Below are 18,541 nucleotides of genomic sequence, written 5' to 3' on the forward strand. Positions count from 1 at the left end.
ACGAGGACATGACGGACGGAACGCAGGCCGGCGGTGGCGCGGGAGCCGAGGATCCGTGGGCGCCGCCCGGTAACAGACCCTCTCTGGAGAAGAACCCGCCGGCCCCGGACCAGCCTTTCGGGCCGGATCAGCCGTCCGGCTTCCCCCCGCCCTCCGTGCACGACCAGGAGACGATGATCTCGATGCCGGGGGCCGGTTTCCCGCCGCCCGGCTTCGGCGCCCCCACCGCGGGCTCCGTACCGCCGCCGCCCGTCGCGCCCACCGGTCCGGGCGTGCCCACCGGCCCGGTCCCCGGCGGGTACGGCTACCCCGCGTATCCGGCAGCGGGCCATGGCTGGCCCGGCATGCCGATGCCCGCGCAGAACGGGATGGGCACCGCCGCCATGGTGCTCGGCATCCTGTCCTGCGTGGGGTTCTGCTTCTACGGCATCTTCAGCGTGGTGCTCGGGGTCCTCGCCGTGGTCTTCGGCGTCAAGGGCCGTCGGAAGGCCGATCGCGGTGAGGCCAACAATCGCGGCCAGGCCCAGGCCGGCCTGATCACGGGAATCATCGGTATCGTCCTCGGCCTCGTCACGATCGCCCTGCTGGTCGTCGGCGTCGTCTATGTCAACACCGTCGAGGTCTCGGACAGCTCCCAGGACGAGGGCGCCCGCGCCCCCCTGCCGGCCGTGACCGTCCTGACCGGCCGCTGACCGGCGTCGGCCCGCACTCGGTGCGGGCCGCCGCCGCCCGTCCGCCCGCCGCCGCCCCGGTCCGCCCGCCGCCGCCCGGCCGCACGCGGCCGCCGGACTGGCCCGCGTGCTGCCGGACTGGTCCGTACGCCGCCGCCAAACTGGCCCACGCGCCACCAGACCGGCCCGTACGTCGCCACGAGCCCGGCCCGCACTCCGTGCGGGCCGGTCAGCTCGCCCGCGTACCGGCCCGCAGCCGCTCGCGTGCCTCCATCAGGGCGAAGCCCAGCAGGTTCGGCCCGCGCCAGCGCTCCGGATCGGCCGCCGCCTCGTCGCCCGCGGCCAGTCCGATGCCCCATATCCGGTCCACCGGACTGGCTTCTACCAGCACGCGCTCGCCCGTGGCCAGCAGAAACTCGCGCAGCGCGGGGTGGGCGGCGAACTTGTGGACGCTGCCCTCCACCACGATCCGGAACCGCTCGCGCTCCCATACGCGCTCGTCGAAGCCGCGCACGAGCCGCCCCTCCTTCTTGGCCTCGGCCGGATGCCGCGCGGCCAGCACCCGCCGCTCCGCCTCCGCGTCCGCGAACAGCCGCGCCTTGCCGGCCATCATCCAGTGCTCCGCGGTCGCGTACGGCACCGCGTCCACGGTGAACGGCGACGGCCACCACTGACTCAGACAGCTCGGTCCGACCCGGCCGTCCGGGTGCGGCCGATGTCCCCAGAAGTGCAGGTAGCGCACGCGCCTTCCCGCGCTGACTTCCCTGGTCAGAGCCTGCCAGGAGTCGATGTTCCCCATGCACGCGAGTGTGGCACGCACCACTGACACACCGTCCTGCCTTTTCCGTGCCGACTCGACACCTGGTCGACAGATTCCGTCGCGTAACCAAAAGGCAACAACGGAATCCCTTGTTGCGGCCCCTGGCCTCTGCCAGGATCGGCACTCAAATCGAGCTGGAGCTACGCCACCCGCCCTCGGCGACCGAGGAGCGACGCCGGAGGAGAGCGACATGTACAACCCGGGCACAACCCCGGACCGATTCCCGGCGCAGGACCGCTTCGCGGACGGCGCGCAGTACATCTCCGGCCGGCTGACCAAGGGCACCTCGGGCAGCAGCCACGCGGTCGTCGACCCTGCCACCGGCGACGAGGTCTTCACCTACGAGCTGGCCGGCCCCGAGGACGTCGACGCCGCGGTGGCCGCCGCGCGCGAGGCGTTCCCGGGCTGGGCGGGCGCCACGCCCGGCGACCGCTCGGACGCGCTGCACCGCTTCGCGGCCGTGCTCGCCGACCGGGCGGAGGACTTCGCCCGCGCCGAGTCTCTCCAGTGCGGCAAGCCGCTGAAGCTGACCCGCGAGTTCGACGTGCCGGGCACGATCGACAACGCCGCCTTCTTCGCGGGCGCCGCCCGGCACCTCCAGGGTCAGGCGGCCGGCGAGTTCTCCGGCGACCACACGTCCTACGTGCGCCGTGAGCCCATCGGTGTCGTCGGCTCCATCGCGCCCTGGAACTACCCGCTCCAGATGGCCGCCTGGAAGATCCTCCCGGCCGTCGCCGCGGGCAACACCATCGTGCTCAAGCCCGCCGAGCTGACCCCGCTGACCTCGCTGATGTTCGCCCAGGCCGCCACCGACGCGGGAATCCCGGACGGCGTGATCAACATCGTCACCGGCACCGGCAGGGTGGCGGGCGAGCACCTGATCGGCCACCCGGACGTGGCCATGACGTCCTTCACCGGCTCCACCGCCGTCGGCAAGCGGGTCGCCGAGATCGCCACGGCGACCGTCAAGCGCCTGCACCTGGAACTCGGCGGCAAGGCGCCCTTCGTGGTCTTCGACGACGCCGACCTGGAGGCCGCTGTCAACGGAGCGGTCGCGGGCGCGCTCATCAACACCGGGCAGGACTGCACGGCCGCCACGCGCGTATACGTGCAGCGTCCCCTGTACGAGGAGTTCGTCGCGCGGACGGCCGCCCTGATGGAGACCGTCCGGCTGGGCGACCCGTTCGCCGCCGGCACCGACCTCGGCCCGCTGATCTCGCACGTCCAGCGCGACCGCGTCGCCGGTTTCGTCGACCGGGCGCGTGCCTACGCGCGCGTGGTCACCGGCGGTGAGGCTCCCCGGGGCGCCCTCGAGGCCGGGGCGTACTATCGCCCCACTCTCGTCGCGGACGCGGCGCAGGACAGCGAGATCGTCCAGTCGGAGATCTTCGGTCCGGTACTGGTCGTACTGCCGTTCGACAGTGATGATGAGGGGATCCGTCTGGCCAACGACACTCCGTACGGTCTGGCGGCCTCGGCGTGGAGCCGGGACGTCTACCGGGCCAACCGCGCGACGCGGGAGATCAAGGCGGGGTGCGTATGGGTCAACGACCACATTCCGATCATCAGCGAGATGCCGCACGGCGGTTATAAGCAGTCCGGCTTCGGCAAGGACATGTCCTCGTACTCGTTCGAGGAATACACGCAGATCAAGCACGTCATGTTCGACAACACGGCGGTGGCCCGCAAGGACTGGCACCGCACGATCTTCGGGGACCGATAGCAACGACCAGGCCTCGATTCAGGCCACCTTCCCGAAAGGGCACCACGCGCATGGAGCAGTACGAGCCCGACCGCCTCACCCCGGCCCAGTTGGCCGCCGTGCGGCGCAGCTTCCGCAACGGCAGGGCCGCTTTCAGCCGCCGTTCGCTGCTGCGCGCCTCAGCGGGCGGCGCGCTCACGGTCGGGGGACTCGGGGCGCTGAGCGCCTGCGGGATCCCCCCGGCCGGCCAGGCACAGGGCGGCACCTCCGCCGAGGATCACTCGGCCAAGGAGAAGGTCGTGAACTTCTCCAACTGGCCCGTGTACATCGACGTGGACAAGAGCGGCAAGCAGCACCCCACGCTCGACGAGTTCACCCGGCAGACCGGCATCAAGGTCAAGTACACCGAGGACGTCAACGACAACAACGAGTTCTTCGGGAAGGTCAAGCCGCAGCTCGCCGCCGGCCAGGACACCGGCCGCGACCTCATCGTCGTCACCGACTGGCTGGCCGCGCGGCTGATCCGCCTGGGCTGGGTGCAGAAGCTGGACTCGGCGAACCTGCCGCACGCCTTCGCCAACCTGTCCGAGCAGTACCGCAGTCCGGACTGGGACCCGGGGCGCGCCTACTCCTACGCGTGGCAGGGTGTGTCGACCGTCGTCGCCTACAACAAGAAGGCGCTCGACGGCATCGAGGTCAAGTCGGTCTCCGACCTGCTGGACAACCCCAAGCTCAAGGGCCGGGTCTCGTTCCTGTCCGAGATGCGGGACACCATGGGCATGACCCTGCTCGACATGGGCAAGGACCCGGCCAAGTTCACCGACGACGACTTCGACGCGGCGATCGCCCGCCTCCAGAAGGCCGTCGACAAGGGGCAGATCCGGCGCTTCACCGGCAACGACTACACCTCCGACCTGACCAAGGGCGACATCGCCGCCTGCGTCGCCTGGGGCGGGGACATCGTCCAGCTCCAGGAGGACAGCGCCGACGTCGACTACGTCATCCCGGACGCCGGCTGGCTCACGTCCACCGACAACCTGCTGATCCCGAACAAGGCCCGGCACAAGGCCAACGCCGAGCGGCTGATCGACTTCTACTTCCAGCCGAGGCAGGCCGCTCAGCTCTCCGCCTACGTCGCCTTCATGAGCCCCGTCGACGGGGCGAAGGAGGAACTGGCCAAGATCGACAAGGCGGCGGCGGAGAACCCGCTGATCATCCCCACCAAGGACATGGTGGCCAAGGCCCACTCCTTCCGCGCCTTGAGCGACAAGGAAGAGGCGGCCTACGAAGCGAAGTTCGCGAAGCTCACAGGGGCGTGACGAGAATGACGACGAAAGACAACAGCGGCGACGTCCGCCTCTCCCAGATCGGCAAGCGCTACGGCGCTTTCACCGCCGTACACCCGCTGGACCTGACCGTGCCGCAGGGGTCCTTCTTCGCCCTGCTCGGTGCCTCCGGCTGCGGCAAGACCACCACCCTGCGCATGATCGCCGGTCTGGAGGAGCCCACGCAGGGCACCGTGCACCTCGGCGACCAGGACGTGACGCACCTGCCGCCGTACAAACGCCCGGTGAACACGGTCTTCCAGTCCTACGCCCTCTTCCCGCACCTCGACATCTTCGAGAACGTCGCCTTCGGTCTGCGCCGGCGCGGCATCAAGTCGGTGAAGAAGCAGGTCGAGGAGATGCTCGACCTGGTGCAGCTGGGCGAGCAGGCACGCAAGAAGCCGCACCAGCTCTCCGGCGGCCAGCAGCAGCGCGTCGCGGTCGCCCGCGCGCTGATCAACCACCCCAAGGTGCTGCTGCTGGACGAGCCGCTCGGCGCCCTGGACCTGAAGCTGCGCCGGCAGATGCAGCTGGAGCTCAAGCGCATCCAGACCGAGGTCGGCATCACCTTCATCCACGTCACGCACGACCAGGAGGAGGCCATGACCATGGCCGACACGGTCGCCGTGATGAACGGCGGACGGGTGGAGCAGCTCGGCGCGCCCACCGACCTCTACGAGAACCCGCAGACCACGTTCGTCGCGAACTTCCTCGGCACCTCCAACCTGATCGAGGCCGAGGTCGACTCCAGCAGCGGCGGCGACGTCGTCCTGAAGGCGGGCGGCGGCAAGCTGGCCCTGCCCCAGGCACGATGTTCCGCCCCGGCGGCGACCGGCGGCAAGGTGCTCGTGGGTGTCCGCCCGGAGAAGATCTCGCTGACCCACGCCGACGACGCGGGCGAGATATCCGACGGCCGCAACCGCATCACCGGCCGGATCTCCGAGTCGAGCTTCATCGGCGTCTCCACGCAGTACGTGATCGACAGCCCCGTCTGCCCCGGTTTCGAGGTCTACGCCCAGAACATCGACCGCGACGCCCGCCTGGTGCCCGGCGCCGAGGTCGTCCTGCACTGGAACCCGGCCCACACGTTCGGCCTGGACGCGGCTCAGGACATCGACGCCGGCGTCGAGAGTGTCGAGGAGGACGCAGCCTGATGGCCGCCGTCACCGAGGCGCCCTCGCCGCCCGCCGCCCAGCAGACGAGACCGCCGCGCAGGCGGGGCCGCCTCACGCCGTACTGGCTGCTGCTGCCCGGCATCCTGTGGCTGGTCGTCTTCTTCGCGCTGCCGATGATCTACCAGGCGTCCACCTCCGTGCAGACCGGCTCCCTGGAGCACGGCTACGAGGTCACCTGGCACTTCGCGACCTACTGGGACGCGCTGTCCCAGTACTGGCCGCAGTTCGTCCGCTCGGTCCTGTACGCGGCCTCCGCGACGATCCTGTGCCTGTTGCTCGGCTACCCGCTGGCGTATCTCATCGCCTTCCGCGCGGGCCGCTGGCGCAACCTGATCATGATCCTGGTGATCGCGCCGTTCTTCACCAGCTTCCTGATCCGGACCCTGGCCTGGAAGACGATCCTCGCCGACGGCGGCCCGGTCGTGGGCGCCCTCAACGCGCTGCACGTCCTGGACGTCACCAACTGGCTCGGCTGGACCGCCGGCGACCGGGTGCTCGCCACCCCGATGGCGGTGGTGTGCGGTCTGACGTACAACTTCCTGCCGTTCATGATCCTGCCGCTCTACACCTCGCTGGAGCGCATCGACGGGCGGCTGCACGAGGCGGCGGGCGACCTGTACGCCCGGCCGTTCACCACCTTCCGCAAGGTCACCTTCCCGCTGTCGATGCCGGGCGTGGTCTCCGGCACGCTGCTGACCTTCATCCCGGCGGCCGGCGACTACGTCAACGCGGACCTGCTCGGCTCCACCGACACCCGCATGGTCGGCAACGTCATCCAGACGCAGTTCCTGAGGATCCTGGACTATCCGACGGCGGCGGCCCTGTCCTTCATCCTCATGGCCGCGATCCTCGCCATGATCACCATTTACATCCGCAAGTCCGGCACGGAGGATCTGGTTTAAATGGCCTTCGTCAACTGGCTCAAGCGCCACCTCGTCGTCCTCGCCGGACTGCTGACGCTCGGATACCTGCTCCTGCCGAACGTCATCGTCACGGTCTTCTCCTTCAACAAGCCGAAGGGCCGCTTCAACTACCAGTGGCAGGCGTTCTCCATGGACGCCTGGAAGGACCCGTGCGGTGTCGCCGACATGTGCGGATCACTGTCGATCAGCCTCCAGATCGCCGTCTGGGCCACGATCGGCGCCACCGCCCTCGGCACGATGATCGCCTTCGCGCTGGTCCGCTACCGCTTCCGCGCGCGGGGCACCGTGAGCTCGCTGATCTTCCTGCCGATGGCGATGCCCGAGGTGGTCATGGCGGCCTCGCTGCTCACCCTGTTCCTCAACATGGGTGCGCAGCTCGGCTTCTGGACCATCCTGATCTCGCACATCATGTTCTGTCTCAGCTTCGTCGTCGTCGCCGTCAAGGCGCGCGTGATGTCGATGGACCCGAGGCTGGAGCAGGCCGCGCAGGACCTGTACGCCGGACCGGTGCAGACCTTCCTCCGGGTCACCCTGCCGATCGCGGCCCCCGGTATCGCCGCGGGCGCGATGCTCGCCTTCGCCTTGTCGTTCGACGACTTCATCATCACGAACTTCAACGCGGGCTCGACCGTGACCTTCCCGATGTTCGTCTGGGGTTCGGCACAGCGCGGCACACCTGTCCAGATCAACGTCATCGGTACGGCCATGTTCGTCATCGCCGTGCTGCTGGTCCTGGTCTCCATGGCCATCGGCAACCGCCGGGCCAGGCAGAAGGCCTGACACCCGCCCCACCGCACCAACGAAATTGACTCTGTAGGGAGTTGAAATCATGGCCCGTAGCGCCATGAGCCGTGAAAACGACTGGACCACATCCCTCTCCGAGGCCCAGCCGGTCCCGTACTGGCTGGACGACCCCGGCAGGCCCCGCCCGGAGCCGGCGCTGACCGGTGCCGAGACCTGCGACCTGCTGGTGGTCGGGGGTGGTTACAGCGGACTGTGGACCGCGCTGATCGCCAAGGAGCGCGACCCCGACACGGACGTGGTGCTGGTGGAGGGCCGCGAGGTGGGCTGGGCCGCCTCCGGCCGCAACGGCGGCTTCTGCGCCGCCTCCCTCACGCACGGACTGGCCAACGGACTGGCCCGCTGGCCGGAGGAGATCCACAAGCTGGAGGAGCTGGGCGCCCGCAACCTCGACGCCATCGAGGAGACGGTCGCCCGCCACTCCATCGACTGCGAGTTCGAGCGCACCGGCGAACTCGACGTCGCCACCGAGCCGTACCAGGCCAGGGAACTGAAGGACTGGTACGCCCAGATGCGGGAGCAGGGCCTGGCCGAGGGCCATGAGTTCCTCGACCGTGACGCGGTGCGCGAGCAGGTCGCCTCGCCGACTTTCGAGGCCGGCCTGTGGGACCGCCGGGGCGTCGCCATGCTTCACCCGGCCAAGCTCGCCTGGGGCCTCAAGCAGGCGTGCGTGCGCCTCGGCGTGCGCGTCTACGAGCGCACCCCCGCCCTGACGCTGAGGCCGTACGGCGCCGGGATGTCCGTACGCACGCCCTACGGCCGGATCAGGGCCCGCCGCGTCGCGCTCGGCACCAACGTCTTCCCCAGCCTGGTCAAGCGGGTGCGCTCGTACACCGTCCCGGTCTACGACTACGCCCTGATGACCGAGCCGCTCAGCGCCGAGCGGATGGCGTCGATCGGCTGGAAGAACCGCCAGGGACTCGGGGACGAGGCGAACCAGTTCCACTATTTCCGGCTGTCGGCCGACAACCGCATCCTGTGGGGCGGCTACGACGCGATCTACCCGTACGGCGGCCGGGTGCGCGCGGAGTACGACGACCGTCCCGAGACCTACGCCAAGCTGGCCGGCCACTTCTTCACCTGCTTCCCGCAGCTCGAGGGCGTCCGCTTCACCCACGCCTGGGGCGGGGCGATCGATACCTGCTCGCGCTTCTCGGCGTTCTTCGGCACCGCCCACCAGGGGAAGGTCGCCTACGCGGCCGGCTACACGGGCCTCGGCGTGGGCGCGACCCGCTTCGGCGCCGAGGTGATGCTCGACCTGCTGGCGGGTGAGCGGACCGAGCGCACCGAGCTGGAGATGGTCCGCAAGAAGCCGCTGCCGTTCCCGCCCGAGCCGTTCGCCTGGACCGGCATCGCGCTCACCAAGTGGTCCCTGGCCCGCGCCGACGAGCACGGGGGCCGGCGCAACCTGTGGCTGCGGACGATGGACCGCCTCGGGCTGGGCTTCGACAGCTGAGACCCGAGGCCTGAGACCTGAGACCTGAGGCTCGGACCCCGAGCCCGAGGCCTGAGAGGAGACCTCCCTTTCCCCCACGACGCGCCACGCGTCCACGGGAGAGGGAGGTCTTCTCATGCCCGCCGACGCCACAGGTCTTGACAACCGAATTGGTCTGGACCAAATTGGGCGCGCTCCACCCTCCCCAATCCCCCCATGTCCGGAGGCAGTTGTGGATCGCGACATACTGAGACCGGCCGGTCCAGCCGGACCGGCCAAGCGCCGAGTGCTCGCCGCGCTGACGGCCACCCTCCTCGCCCTGCCCGGCGTCACCGCGCTCACGACGACCGCGCGAGCGGCCGACGCGGACGTCCTGCGCAACGGCGGCTTCGAGGCCGGCCTCGACGGCTGGACCTGTTCAGGATCCTCCGGGACCACGGTGAAGTCACCTGTCCGCAGCGGCAGTTCGGCGCTCCAGGCGACCCCGGCCGGCAGCGACAACGCCCAGTGCGCACAGACGGTGTCGGTCCAGCCGAACTCCCAGTACACGCTGACCGGTTACGTCCGCGGCTCCTACGTCTACCTGGGCGCGAGCGGCACCGGCACCACCGACGTCTCCACCTGGACCCAGTCCGCCCCCGACTGGCAGCAGCTCACCACCGCCTTCCGCACCGGCGCGCAGACCACCAAGGTCACGGTCTACACCCACGGCTGGTACGGCACGGGCGCCTACTACGCCGACGACCTCTCGCTCACCGGACCGGGCGGGAGCACCGGCCAGCAGCCGCCCGCCGCGCCGTCCGGCCTGAAGACGGGCACTGTCACCTCGACCAGCGTGGCCCTGTCCTGGTCCCCGGTCGCCGACGCCACCGGCTACGCGGTCTACCGCGACGGCACGAAGGCCCAGACGGTCACCGGCACGTCCGCCACGATCACCGGCCTGACGCCCTCGACCTCGTACGGCTTCCAGGTCGCGGCGGTGAACTCGGCGGGCGAGTCCGCGAAGTCGGCGACGGTGACGGCGAAGACGGCCGCGGACGCGGGCGGCCCGGGCGGCGGCACGGACGGCCTCCCGGCGCACGCCCTGGTCGGCTATCTGCACGCGAGCTTCGCCAACGGCTCCGGCTACACCCGCATGGCCGACGTGCCCAACAGCTGGGACGTCATCGACCTGGCCTTCGGCGAGCCGACGTCGGTCACCTCGGGCGACATCCGCTTCAACCGCTGCCCGGTCACCGAGTGCCCGAACGTCGAGAGCGACGCCGAGTTCAAGGCGGCCATCAAGGCCAAGCAGGCGGCAGGCAAGAAGGTCCTGATCTCCATCGGCGGCCAGAACGGCCAGGTGCAGCTGACCACGACGGCGGCCAGGGACACGTTCGTCTCGTCCGTCTCGAAGATCATCGACACCTACGGCCTCGACGGTCTCGACATCGACTTCGAGGGCCACTCCCTGTCCCTCAACGCGAACGACACGGACTTCAGGAACCCGACCACCCCCGTGGTCGTCAACCTGATCTCGGCCCTGAAGACCCTGAAGGCGAAGTACGGCGCCAAGTTCGTCCTGACCATGGCCCCGGAGACCTTCTTCGTGCAGATGGGCCACCAGTACTACGGCACGGGCAAGTGGGGCGGCCAGGACCCGAGGTGCGGCGCCTACCTCCCGGTGATCCACGCCCTGCGCGACGCCCTGACCCTGCTCCACGTCCAGGACTACAACTCGGGACCCATCATGGGTCTGGACGGCCAGTACCACTCCATGGGCGGCGCGGACTTCCACATCGCCATGACCGACATGCTGCTGACCGGCTTCCCGGTGGCCGGTGACGCGTCGAACGTCTTCCCGCCGCTGCGCCCCGACCAGGTCGCCATCGGCATGCCGGCGTCCGTCAACGCGGGCAACGGCTACGTCGCCCCGTCCGAGGTCACCAAGGCCCTGGACTGCCTGACCAGGAAGACGAACTGCGGCTCGTACACCACCCATGGGACCTGGCCGGCCCTGCGCGGCCTGATGACGTGGTCGGTCAACTGGGACCGGTTCGGGAACTGGCAGTTCCAGAACACCTTCGACGCCTACTTCGGCCGCGGCCGCTGACCTGTGAGCCGGTTCACTCCATCGAGGGACGGTAACCCGCGTAATGCCTGATGGGCGACCTCCCTCTCTCCCTCGTGACGCGGCCCGCGTCCACGAGAAAGAGAGGGAGGTCTTCTCATGACTGGGGGGAAAACGGAGGTCGCCTGGCTGGCATCGGTCGCGCCGGACCCGGAGGCCTGCCGCTGGGAGTGGGAACGCAACCCGCGGGGGGTCGCCCTGCTGCCCGCGGGCAAGGCCTGGGACGTCCTGATCCTGCCCGGGGCGCTCGGCTACCCGACACTGGACGTCCTGACCCGCTTCCTCGACCGGCCGGGGCCGGTGCTGGCCGACTTCGGGGACGAGCGCCTGGGCTTCTTCGTGCCGCCCGGCACCGCGGCCCGCTGGCTCGGCACCGGTATCCGCAGCGCCGGGCTCGGCACCTGGATCGTCGTCCCCTACCCGGGACGCGTCACCGGCAGGCTGCGCTGGCTGGTCACACCGGACGGCTCGGGCACCCTCACCGATCCGGCGCTGCTGGAGCTGGCGATGCACGAGGCGGCCGCGGCCGTGGCCCTCGAGGAGGAAGGCCGCTGATCAGCAGCCACAGCGCGGAGAGCAGCACGACCGCCAGGCACCAACTCGCCACGACATCCAGTGGCCAGTGGTAGCCCCGCCGCACGAGCCCGAAGGAGGCGCCGGACACGAGCGCGGCGAACAGCGCGACAACGGTCCGGCGGGCGGCGGCCGTGCGCAGCCAGGTCAGAAGCACGAGCGCCGCGGCACCGTAGGCGACGGCGGCGGTGGCCGCGTGCCCCGACGGGAAGTAGCCGGTACCCGGCGGCATGACCGCGGTGCCGGGGCGGGCCGTCCAGGCCTTCAACGGCACGACGAGCGCCGGGAGAAGGGCCATCGGCACGGCCGCCGCGAGGGGCACCAGCCACCAGCGCCCCGCGCCGGCGGCGCGGCCCCGCCAGGCGCTGTACCCGCCCACGGCCACGAGAACCGGCACGGCGACCTGCGCGTTGCCGAGATCGGCGAGCAGTGCGGAAACCCGGTCCGGATGGAGCAGAACACGACTGACCGCCCGGTCCGTGCGCAGGAGCGGGCCGTGGGCGACGACCTGCCAGGTGATCAGCGCGAAGACCGCGGCCGAGAACCCGACGAGGACGACGAGAACGAAGAGGACCCGCCCTGGCTGCTCCGGTCCGGAGCGCCGTGCGTCCCGCCGGGCGGGCGCACGCTCGAGGTCCTGGTTCCGCGAAGTCGACACGGCGCACAGGATCGCAGGTCCAGCCGGCCTGCCTTCAACCCGGCGGGGCGGCGGAGCCGCGTACGCCGAAGGGCCGGCGCAAGGGGGGATGTGCGCCGGCCCGACGGAGACGGCCGGCCCATCTGTCTGCGACCGTCCGGAACGGAAGGCCGCGCGCCCCGGGGGGTTTGGGGCGGGCGACTGTCCGATCATTGAGGAGAACCGGAACCCGTGGGTTCCGGGTGTGTGCGCGAGGCACGACCAGGTCGAAGCTGGGGAGGCTACGGCCTGAGGCCGTCCACAGTCCCCTGTGGACGGGTGTATCTCTCATCCGGGAAGAACTTACGGCAGCCGGTGGGCGGGGGACAGCAAGAACGGGGTCCTGCCATCCACCTCGCACACCTTCTTCACACGCTCTGCCGCCGGCTGCGCCAGGCGTGCGTATCCGACGCTCAGATGCGCGCGAACGCCTGCTCGATGATGTCGAGGCCCTCGTTCAGCAGGGACTCGTCGATGACGAGCGGGGGCAGGAAGCGCAGCACGTTGCCGTAGGTGCCGCAGCTCAGCACCAGCAGGCCCTCGGCGTGGCAGGCCTTGGTGAGCGCGGCCGTCGCCTCCGGGTTCGGCTCCTTGGTGTCACGGTCCTTGACCAGCTCGATCGCGATCATCGCGCCGCGGCCGCGGACGTCGCCGATGATGTCGAACTTGTCCTGCATCGCGGTGAGGCGGGCCTTCATGACCTCCTCGATCCGCTTCGCCCTGGCGTTGAGGTCGAGCTCCTTCATGGTCTCGATCGCGCCGAGCGCGCCCGCGCAGGCCACCGGGTTGCCGCCGTAGGTGCCGCCGAGGCCGCCCGCGTGCGCGGCGTCCATGATCTCGGCGCGGCCGGTGACGGCGGCCAGCGGCAGACCGCCGGCGATGCCCTTGGCGGTGGTGATCAGGTCCGGGACGATGCCCTCGTCCTCGCAGGCGAACCACTGGCCGGTGCGGCAGAAGCCGGCCTGGATCTCGTCGGCGACGAAGACGATGCCGTTGTCGGCGGCGAACTGGCGGATCGCGGGCAGGAAGCCCTTGGCCGGCTCGATGAAGCCGCCCTCGCCGAGCAGCGGCTCGATGATGATCGCGGCCACGTTGTCCGCGCCGACCTGCTTGGTGATCTGGTCGATGGCCTGCTTGGCGGCTTCGGGGCCGGCGTTCTCCGGGCCGGTCGGCCAGCGGTAGCCGTAGGCCACCGGCACACGGTAGACCTCGGGCGCGAAGGGGCCGAAGCCGTGCTTGTACGGCATGTTCTTCGCGGTCAGCGCCATGGTGAGGTTGGTGCGGCCGTGGTAGCCGTGGTCGAAGACGACGACGGCCTGGCGCTTGGTGTAGGCGCGGGCGATCTTGACGGCGTTCTCGACGGCCTCGGCGCCCGAGTTGAACAGCGCGGACTTCTTGGCGTGGTCACCCGGCGTGAGCTCGGCCAGCGCCTCGGCGACGGCCACGTAGCCCTCGTACGGCGTGACCATGAAACAGGTGTGGGTGAAGTCGGCGAGCTGCGCGGAGGCACGGCGTACGACGGCCTCGGCGGAGGCGCCGACCGAGGTCACCGCGATGCCGGAGCCGAAGTCGATGAGGCGGTTGCCGTCGACGTCCTCGATGATGCCGCCGCCGGCACGCGTGACGAAGACCGGCAGCGTGGAGCCGACGCCCTGCGCGACCACTGCGGTCCGGCGGGCCTGCAGCTCCTGCGACTTCGGGCCGGGGATGGCGGTGACGACGCGGCGCTCCTGCTCAAGTGCGGTCATGGGGGCTCCCTGATGAGATCTTGCGTACGGCGGCGTTTTTCGGACGCTTTTCCTTCTTTTCTCGCAGGTTAGGACGGCGGGCACAGGCTGGGCATGCTCCATGTGGGCGTTGTCGTCGCCCGCGGTTGTCCGCGGTGGACATAGGGGCGGTCGCGGACCGGAGACGCGCGGCGCCGGCGCCGTGACCTGCGGCGCGCCGCGCAATCGGTGAACTCCCCATGCGCGGGCGTTAGATTGACTCGCTGACGGTGGACACAGCGGCTGGCCAGGGGGCAAGGGCGATGGACGACGGGACGCAGGACGCCCGGGGTACGCACGCGAACCCCGTGCCACGCCCGGCGATGCCACAGGAGGCTCCCGCGACGCCACCCCGGCCGCGCATGCCCCCGGCTGCCGCCCCCGGCGCCCAGGAGCAGCATCCCCGAGGGGGACCCGCGCACGGGCAGCGGTCCGCCGTCGCCGAGTGGCTCGACACCCCCCGCCCGGCCGCCGCGCCCGGCGTCTGGCGCTTCGGCCACCGCCCGCCCAAGCCCGCCAGGACACCGGACCGGCTGCCCTCGATCACGATCGTCGGACTGCTGATCCCGCTGGTCGTGGCGCTGCTCGTGTGGTCGCTGTGGCGGCAGGGCGCGCTGCCGTACCAGTGGGCGCCGCTGAAGCTGTTCACCCCGGGCGACTGGTGGTGGGGCGGCACCGTGTCCCCCAAGGAACCGCAGGGCCGCGAGGCGATGGTGGTCTACGACGGCGTGTTCTTCGCCGTGCTCGTCTACGCCGCCGCACGGCTGGGCAGCTGGCCCGACGTCGTACGGCACTTCGTGGGCCGCCGCCCGCAGCCCGCGCGGGCCCTGTCCGCCGCCGCCGGCGCCCTGATCGCCCTCAGCCTGGTCTTCCCCGGCGCCTTCCCGGGCGTCGGCTGGGATCCGGTGCCGGTCGTCGACCCCCTGTTCTCCCTGATCGTCCTCGTGTCGGGCGGTTACGGCCTGTTCGCCTCCCCGTTGTTCACCGACGCGCTGTACGCGCTCATCACCCTGCTGGTCGTCTGGCCGTTCGCCCGGGTCGGCGGCTGGTGGGCGTACGCCGGGGAGGTCGCCGCGCGCCGCCGGGCGGCCGCGGACCCCGTCGCCCCGCCCGCGGCGGACCTGCCGCGGTCGCAGTGGCCCGGACCGCGCGAGGCCGGGCAGTACCGGGCGGCCGACCTGCTGGCCGCCGAGGTGGCCGCCGACCGCATGAACGACGTCGACTGCGCCCGGATCGAGCGGGAGTGGGAGGCGGCCCGGCGGGAGGCGCGCGCGGCCGCCTTCGCCGACACCGTGCTGCGGGAGGGCGCCGCCGCCTGGACCCACCCCTCCGGGGAGCGCGACCTTCCGGGCCGCACCGCGCGCCACGACCTGCTGGAAGGCCAGGTGCGCATCGGACGGTGGACGGGGGAGCGGACCCCGCGCGACTACGAGGGGGCCGGGGCCGCCCTCGGCCCCGGGACACTCGGCACCTCGCTGCTGCTGGTGGGCCCGCCCGGCTCCGGGAAGACCCGGCACGTCACCGCACCGGTCACCGAGGCGCTCACCCTCCAGGCGCTGACCGGAGAGTGCGCGGTCGTCGCCGTCTGCGCCGCCGGGACCCCGCTCGGCCCGGACTCCGCGTACGACGTGGTGGTACGGATCGGCGACCCCGCCTCCGTCCACGACCTCGACCCGTACGCCGGGTCCGACGACCCCGACGAGGCCGCCGCCTTCCTCGCCGAGGCCCTGGCCGGCGACCTCGACACCGTCGGCGGGCAGAGCGCCGCCACCGCGCTCGCCCAGTTGCTCGGCCCCTACCGCGCGGTGCACGGGCACTTCCCGCCGCTGCCGGCGCTGCGCGAACTGCTGGAGGGCGACCCGGGCGCGCTCGCGTCCCTGCGGGCGGCGCTGCCGGCGGACGAGCACGCCGTGCTGCGGCGCGAACTCGACGCCCGGATGCGGCAGGCGGGCTCCGCGGCCGACGCCGGACGGGCCCTCGCGGACCGGCTCGCGCTTCTGGACCGGCCGGTCTTCGCCGAGTTCTTCGGCGCGGCGGGGCCCGGCAGCCGGCCCTTCTCACTGCGCGCGGTGGCCCACCACCCGCTGCGGGTCCGCGTCGACCTGCCCGAACACGGGCACGAGGAGGCGTCCCGGCTGATCACCCGGCTGGTCCTGGCCCAGTTCCACAGCGTCGTACGGGACACCCGGCGCCCCCACTTCGCCTGTCTGGTCCTCGACGACGCCACCGGGGCCGTCACCGCCGAGTCGGTGCGCCGCGTCCAGGGGCTGCGCTCCCAGAACGCCGGCGTCGTCCTCGCACTCCGCTCGGTCGCCGACGTGCCCGAGGCGCTGCACGGCCCGCTGCTCGCGGCCGTCGGCTGCCGTATGGCGCTGGCCGGTGTCACCACCTGGGACGGCAGCCGGTTCGCGCAGGCCTGGGGGACCGAGTGGGTGGAGACCAAGGAGGTGGCCAAGCACACCGTCTTCGCCCACCAGCCGATGACCCGCGCCATCCACGCCCTGCGCAAGCTGGTGACCGGACGGGCCGTGACCACGGACGCTGTGACGACCCGGCAGGTGGAGCGGGAGCGCTGGTCCGCCTCCCAGCTGGCCCACGAGGTCCCGCCCGGACACGCGGTGCTGTCGCTGACCGACGTACGGGGCGAGCACGCGCCGCCGCTGCTGGTGGACCTGCGGGGCTGACCGGACCGGGGCGGAGCGAGGCGGCGGGCGTCCGTACGGACGGTGACGCGTTCACCGTACGGTGAGGCAGAATCGGCATAGGCCGTTCATACGTGACGTCCAAAAGATCACAATGATCATCCGACCTCCATGGAAGTTCCGGAGAACTTCCGGAAAAACCGCCGCCGCAGGACCTCCGCCGAAGCATCTCTGCCGACCAGAAGGCCCCATGCCCCCGACGCTCGCCTCGCTCGTCCACCACTCCGCGCTCAAGCTGACCGTGCGCGCGGCCGGGGACCGCCTGGACGTACCCGTCCGCTGGGCCCACGTCAGCGAGCTCGCCGACCCCGTGCCGTACATGGAGGGCGGGGAGCTGCTGCTGATCACCGCGCTCAAGCTGGACGCGGAGGATCCCGAGGCCATGCGCCGCTATGTGAAGCGGCTGGCCAAGGCCGGGGTCGTCGGGCTCGGCTTCGCCGTCGGAGTCAACTACGAGGACATCCCCGCGGCGCTCGTCGCCGCCGCCGAGGAGGAGGGGCTGCCACTGCTCGAAGTGCCCCGCCGCACCCCGTTCCTCGCCATCAGCAAGGCCGTCTCGGCGGCCATCGCGGCCGACCAGTACCGGGCGGTCACGGCCGGCTTCGCCGCCCAGCGGGAACTGACCAGGCAGGCCCTGAACGCCGGACCGGAGGGACTGCTCGCCGCGCTCGCGGCCCAGGTGGACGGCTGGACGGCGCTCTACGACGCCTCGGGAGCCGTGGTCGCCGCGGCACCCGAATGGGCCGCACGCCGCGCCGAACGGCTCACGGCGGACATCGAACGGCTGCGCGACCGGGCGGCCCCGGCGTCCGCCGTGGTCGGCGGACCCGAGACCGAGGACCGCGTCGAACTCCACTCCATCGGCACCGGACGCCGCCCGCGTGCCGCGCTCGCCGTCGGCACGGCCGCCACCCTCGGCACCGCCGAGCGGTACGCCGTCCACTCCGCCGTGGCCCTGCTGACCCTCACCACGGAACGCTCACGCTCGCTGCACGCCGCCGAGCAGCGGATCGGCGCCGCCGTGCTGCGCATGCTGCTCGCCGGTCAGCCCGACCACGCCCGCGCGGTGGCCGGCGACCTGTACGGCGGCCTCCTGGACGCCCCCTTCCGCGTGATCGTCGCCGAGTCCGCATCGGCGTCCGCCGCTCGGGCCCACGCCGGCGCACACGCGCGTGTGCGGCCCGCGGCGCCCTCCCAGGCCGCCGTCCTGGCCGCCGCCGACCCCTGCGCCGACCCGCTCACCGCGCTGGCCGAGGTCGTCGAGGCGGCCTCCGCCCGGTCGGGGGAGGCGGTCCTGGTGGTCCCCGACGGGGAGCGCCTGGTGGTGCTGGCCGCCGACGGGGGCGCGGCCGTGGCGGTGTGCGGCCAGTACGCGGCGGCGCTGGAGGCGGCGCGGGCGGAGGCCGTGCGGGAGCAGTCGGGCGGCGGGGACGAGGACGAACTGGTCGTCGGGCTGTCCGGACCGGCCGGGCCCATCGCGGCCGCCGCCGCGTACAAGCAGGCCGAACAGGCGCTGTCGGTGGCACGGCGGCGCGGACGGGTGCTCGTCGAGCACGAACAGCTCGCCTCCGGGTCGGTGCTGCCGCTGCTGGCGGACGACGCGGTCCGGGCGTTCGCGGACGGGCTGCTGCGCGCGCTGTACGAGCACGACGCGACCGGACGCGGCGACCTGGTGGCCTCGCTGCGGGCGTGGCTGTCCCGGCACGGCCAGTGGGACGCGGCCGCCGCCGACCTCGGCGTCCACCGGCACACCCTGCGGTACCGGATGCGCAGGGTCGAGGAGATCCTCGGCCGCTCCCTGGACGACCCGGACGTGCGGATGGAGCTGTGGCTGGCACTGAAGGCCACGTCCACGGAGTAGG

General features: G+C 71.6%; 14 protein-coding genes. 11 read left to right on the plus strand and 3 right to left on the minus strand.

All coding sequences use genetic code 11. From position 1 onward, the window contains the following. Nucleotides 1-8 precede the first annotated feature (8 nt). Nucleotides 9-692 (plus strand): DUF4190 domain-containing protein, encoded by a 684-nt coding sequence (locus OIE49_RS25690; protein WP_326804316.1) that lies wholly within the window; start codon nucleotides 9-11, stop codon nucleotides 690-692. A gap of 208 nt (nucleotides 693-900) precedes the next feature. Here the strand turns inward: OIE49_RS25690 and OIE49_RS25695 are convergent, their stop codons facing one another. Beyond that, nucleotides 901-1,470, minus strand: a complete 570-nt coding sequence (locus OIE49_RS25695) for an NADAR family protein (RefSeq protein WP_326804317.1) — start codon at nucleotides 1,468-1,470, stop codon at nucleotides 901-903. Between the two features lie 211 nt (nucleotides 1,471-1,681). On the opposite strand from OIE49_RS25695, the gene OIE49_RS25700 reads away from it, so the two are divergent. The 8 genes from OIE49_RS25700 to OIE49_RS25735 all read left to right on the plus strand — a co-directional run bounded on the left by OIE49_RS25700 (nucleotide 1,682) and on the right by OIE49_RS25735 (nucleotide 11,517). After that, entirely contained in the window at nucleotides 1,682-3,214 is a 1,533-nt protein-coding gene (locus tag OIE49_RS25700) for a gamma-aminobutyraldehyde dehydrogenase (protein ID WP_326804318.1), read from the plus strand. 50 nt (nucleotides 3,215-3,264) lie between these two features. Continuing rightward, nucleotides 3,265-4,512: a polyamine ABC transporter substrate-binding protein gene (locus OIE49_RS25705; RefSeq protein WP_326804319.1), complete on the plus strand. Its 1,248-nt coding sequence runs from the start codon at nucleotides 3,265-3,267 to the stop codon at nucleotides 4,510-4,512. 5 nt (nucleotides 4,513-4,517) lie between these two features. Beyond that, on the plus strand, nucleotides 4,518-5,672 hold the full coding sequence (locus OIE49_RS25710) for an ABC transporter ATP-binding protein (protein ID WP_326804320.1): 1,155 nt from the start codon (nucleotides 4,518-4,520) through the stop codon (nucleotides 5,670-5,672). After that, nucleotides 5,672-6,595, plus strand: coding sequence for an ABC transporter permease (locus OIE49_RS25715; protein WP_326804321.1), 924 nt, complete (start codon nucleotides 5,672-5,674; stop codon nucleotides 6,593-6,595). The genes OIE49_RS25710 and OIE49_RS25715 overlap by 1 nt, the downstream gene beginning before the upstream one ends. Continuing rightward, nucleotides 6,596-7,396, plus strand: a complete 801-nt coding sequence (locus tag OIE49_RS25720) for an ABC transporter permease (protein WP_100571689.1) — start codon at nucleotides 6,596-6,598, stop codon at nucleotides 7,394-7,396. It begins immediately after the preceding gene. A 49-nt stretch (nucleotides 7,397-7,445) separates the two neighbouring features. After that, entirely contained in the window at nucleotides 7,446-8,873 is a 1,428-nt protein-coding gene (locus OIE49_RS25725) for an NAD(P)/FAD-dependent oxidoreductase (protein ID WP_326804322.1), read from the plus strand. A 226-nt stretch (nucleotides 8,874-9,099) separates the two neighbouring features. Next, the gene (locus OIE49_RS25730; RefSeq protein ID WP_401790802.1) at nucleotides 9,100-10,944 is read left to right on the plus strand and encodes a chitinase; all 1,845 of its coding nucleotides are present in this window, start codon (nucleotides 9,100-9,102) and stop codon (nucleotides 10,942-10,944) included. Between the two features lie 117 nt (nucleotides 10,945-11,061). After that, a complete protein-coding gene (locus OIE49_RS25735) occupies nucleotides 11,062-11,517 on the plus strand; it encodes a hypothetical protein (RefSeq protein WP_326804324.1) in 456 nt (151 codons plus the stop codon). Here the strand turns inward: OIE49_RS25735 and OIE49_RS25740 are convergent. Both OIE49_RS25740 and gabT read right to left on the minus strand, forming a co-directional pair. Continuing rightward, nucleotides 11,441-12,193, minus strand: a complete 753-nt coding sequence (locus OIE49_RS25740; protein WP_326804325.1) for a phosphatase PAP2 family protein — start codon at nucleotides 12,191-12,193, stop codon at nucleotides 11,441-11,443. The genes OIE49_RS25735 and OIE49_RS25740 overlap by 77 nt on opposite strands. 431 nt (nucleotides 12,194-12,624) lie before the next feature. Continuing rightward, complete coding sequence (gene gabT / locus OIE49_RS25745) at nucleotides 12,625-13,959, minus strand: 4-aminobutyrate--2-oxoglutarate transaminase (protein WP_100571684.1); 1,335 nt, start codon at nucleotides 13,957-13,959, stop codon at nucleotides 12,625-12,627. Between the two features lie 281 nt (nucleotides 13,960-14,240). On the opposite strand from gabT, the gene OIE49_RS25750 reads away from it, so the two are divergent. Next, nucleotides 14,241-16,661: an ATP/GTP-binding protein gene (locus OIE49_RS25750; RefSeq protein ID WP_326804326.1), complete on the plus strand. Its 2,421-nt coding sequence runs from the start codon at nucleotides 14,241-14,243 to the stop codon at nucleotides 16,659-16,661. A 208-nt stretch (nucleotides 16,662-16,869) separates the two neighbouring features. Beyond that, nucleotides 16,870-18,540 carry a PucR family transcriptional regulator ligand-binding domain-containing protein gene (locus tag OIE49_RS25755; protein ID WP_326804327.1) on the plus strand — a complete coding sequence of 557 codons (1,671 nt, stop codon included), beginning with the start codon at nucleotides 16,870-16,872 and terminating at the stop codon, nucleotides 18,538-18,540. The last annotated feature ends 1 nt before the right edge of the window (nucleotide 18,541 follow it).

It is taken from the genome of Streptomyces sp. NBC_01788, assembly GCF_035917575.1.
GTDB lineage: Bacteria > Actinomycetota > Actinomycetes > Streptomycetales > Streptomycetaceae > Streptomyces.

Excerpts from the sequence above, each read along its gene's own strand:
- OIE49_RS25720 (WP_100571689.1), top strand. The coding sequence starts at position 6,596 with ATGGCCTTCGTCAACTGGCTCAAGCGCCACCTCGTCGTCCTCGCCGGA.
- OIE49_RS25715 (WP_326804321.1), top strand. The coding sequence starts at position 5,672 with ATGGCCGCCGTCACCGAGGCGCCCTCGCCGCCCGCCGCCCAGCAGACG.
- OIE49_RS25710 (WP_326804320.1), top strand. The coding sequence starts at position 4,518 with ATGACGACGAAAGACAACAGCGGCGACGTCCGCCTCTCCCAGATCGGC.
- OIE49_RS25690 (WP_326804316.1), top strand. The coding sequence starts at position 9 with ATGACGGACGGAACGCAGGCCGGCGGTGGCGCGGGAGCCGAGGATCCG.
- OIE49_RS25750 (WP_326804326.1), top strand. The coding sequence starts at position 14,241 with ATGGACGACGGGACGCAGGACGCCCGGGGTACGCACGCGAACCCCGTG.
- OIE49_RS25755 (WP_326804327.1), top strand. The coding sequence starts at position 16,870 with ATGCCCCCGACGCTCGCCTCGCTCGTCCACCACTCCGCGCTCAAGCTG.
- OIE49_RS25725 (WP_326804322.1), top strand. The coding sequence starts at position 7,446 with ATGGCCCGTAGCGCCATGAGCCGTGAAAACGACTGGACCACATCCCTC.
- OIE49_RS25735 (WP_326804324.1), top strand. The coding sequence starts at position 11,062 with ATGACTGGGGGGAAAACGGAGGTCGCCTGGCTGGCATCGGTCGCGCCG.
- OIE49_RS25705 (WP_326804319.1), top strand. The coding sequence starts at position 3,265 with ATGGAGCAGTACGAGCCCGACCGCCTCACCCCGGCCCAGTTGGCCGCC.
- gabT (WP_100571684.1), bottom strand. The coding sequence starts at position 13,959 with ATGACCGCACTTGAGCAGGAGCGCCGCGTCGTCACCGCCATCCCCGGC.
- OIE49_RS25700 (WP_326804318.1), top strand. The coding sequence starts at position 1,682 with ATGTACAACCCGGGCACAACCCCGGACCGATTCCCGGCGCAGGACCGC.
- OIE49_RS25695 (WP_326804317.1), bottom strand. The coding sequence starts at position 1,470 with ATGGGGAACATCGACTCCTGGCAGGCTCTGACCAGGGAAGTCAGCGCG.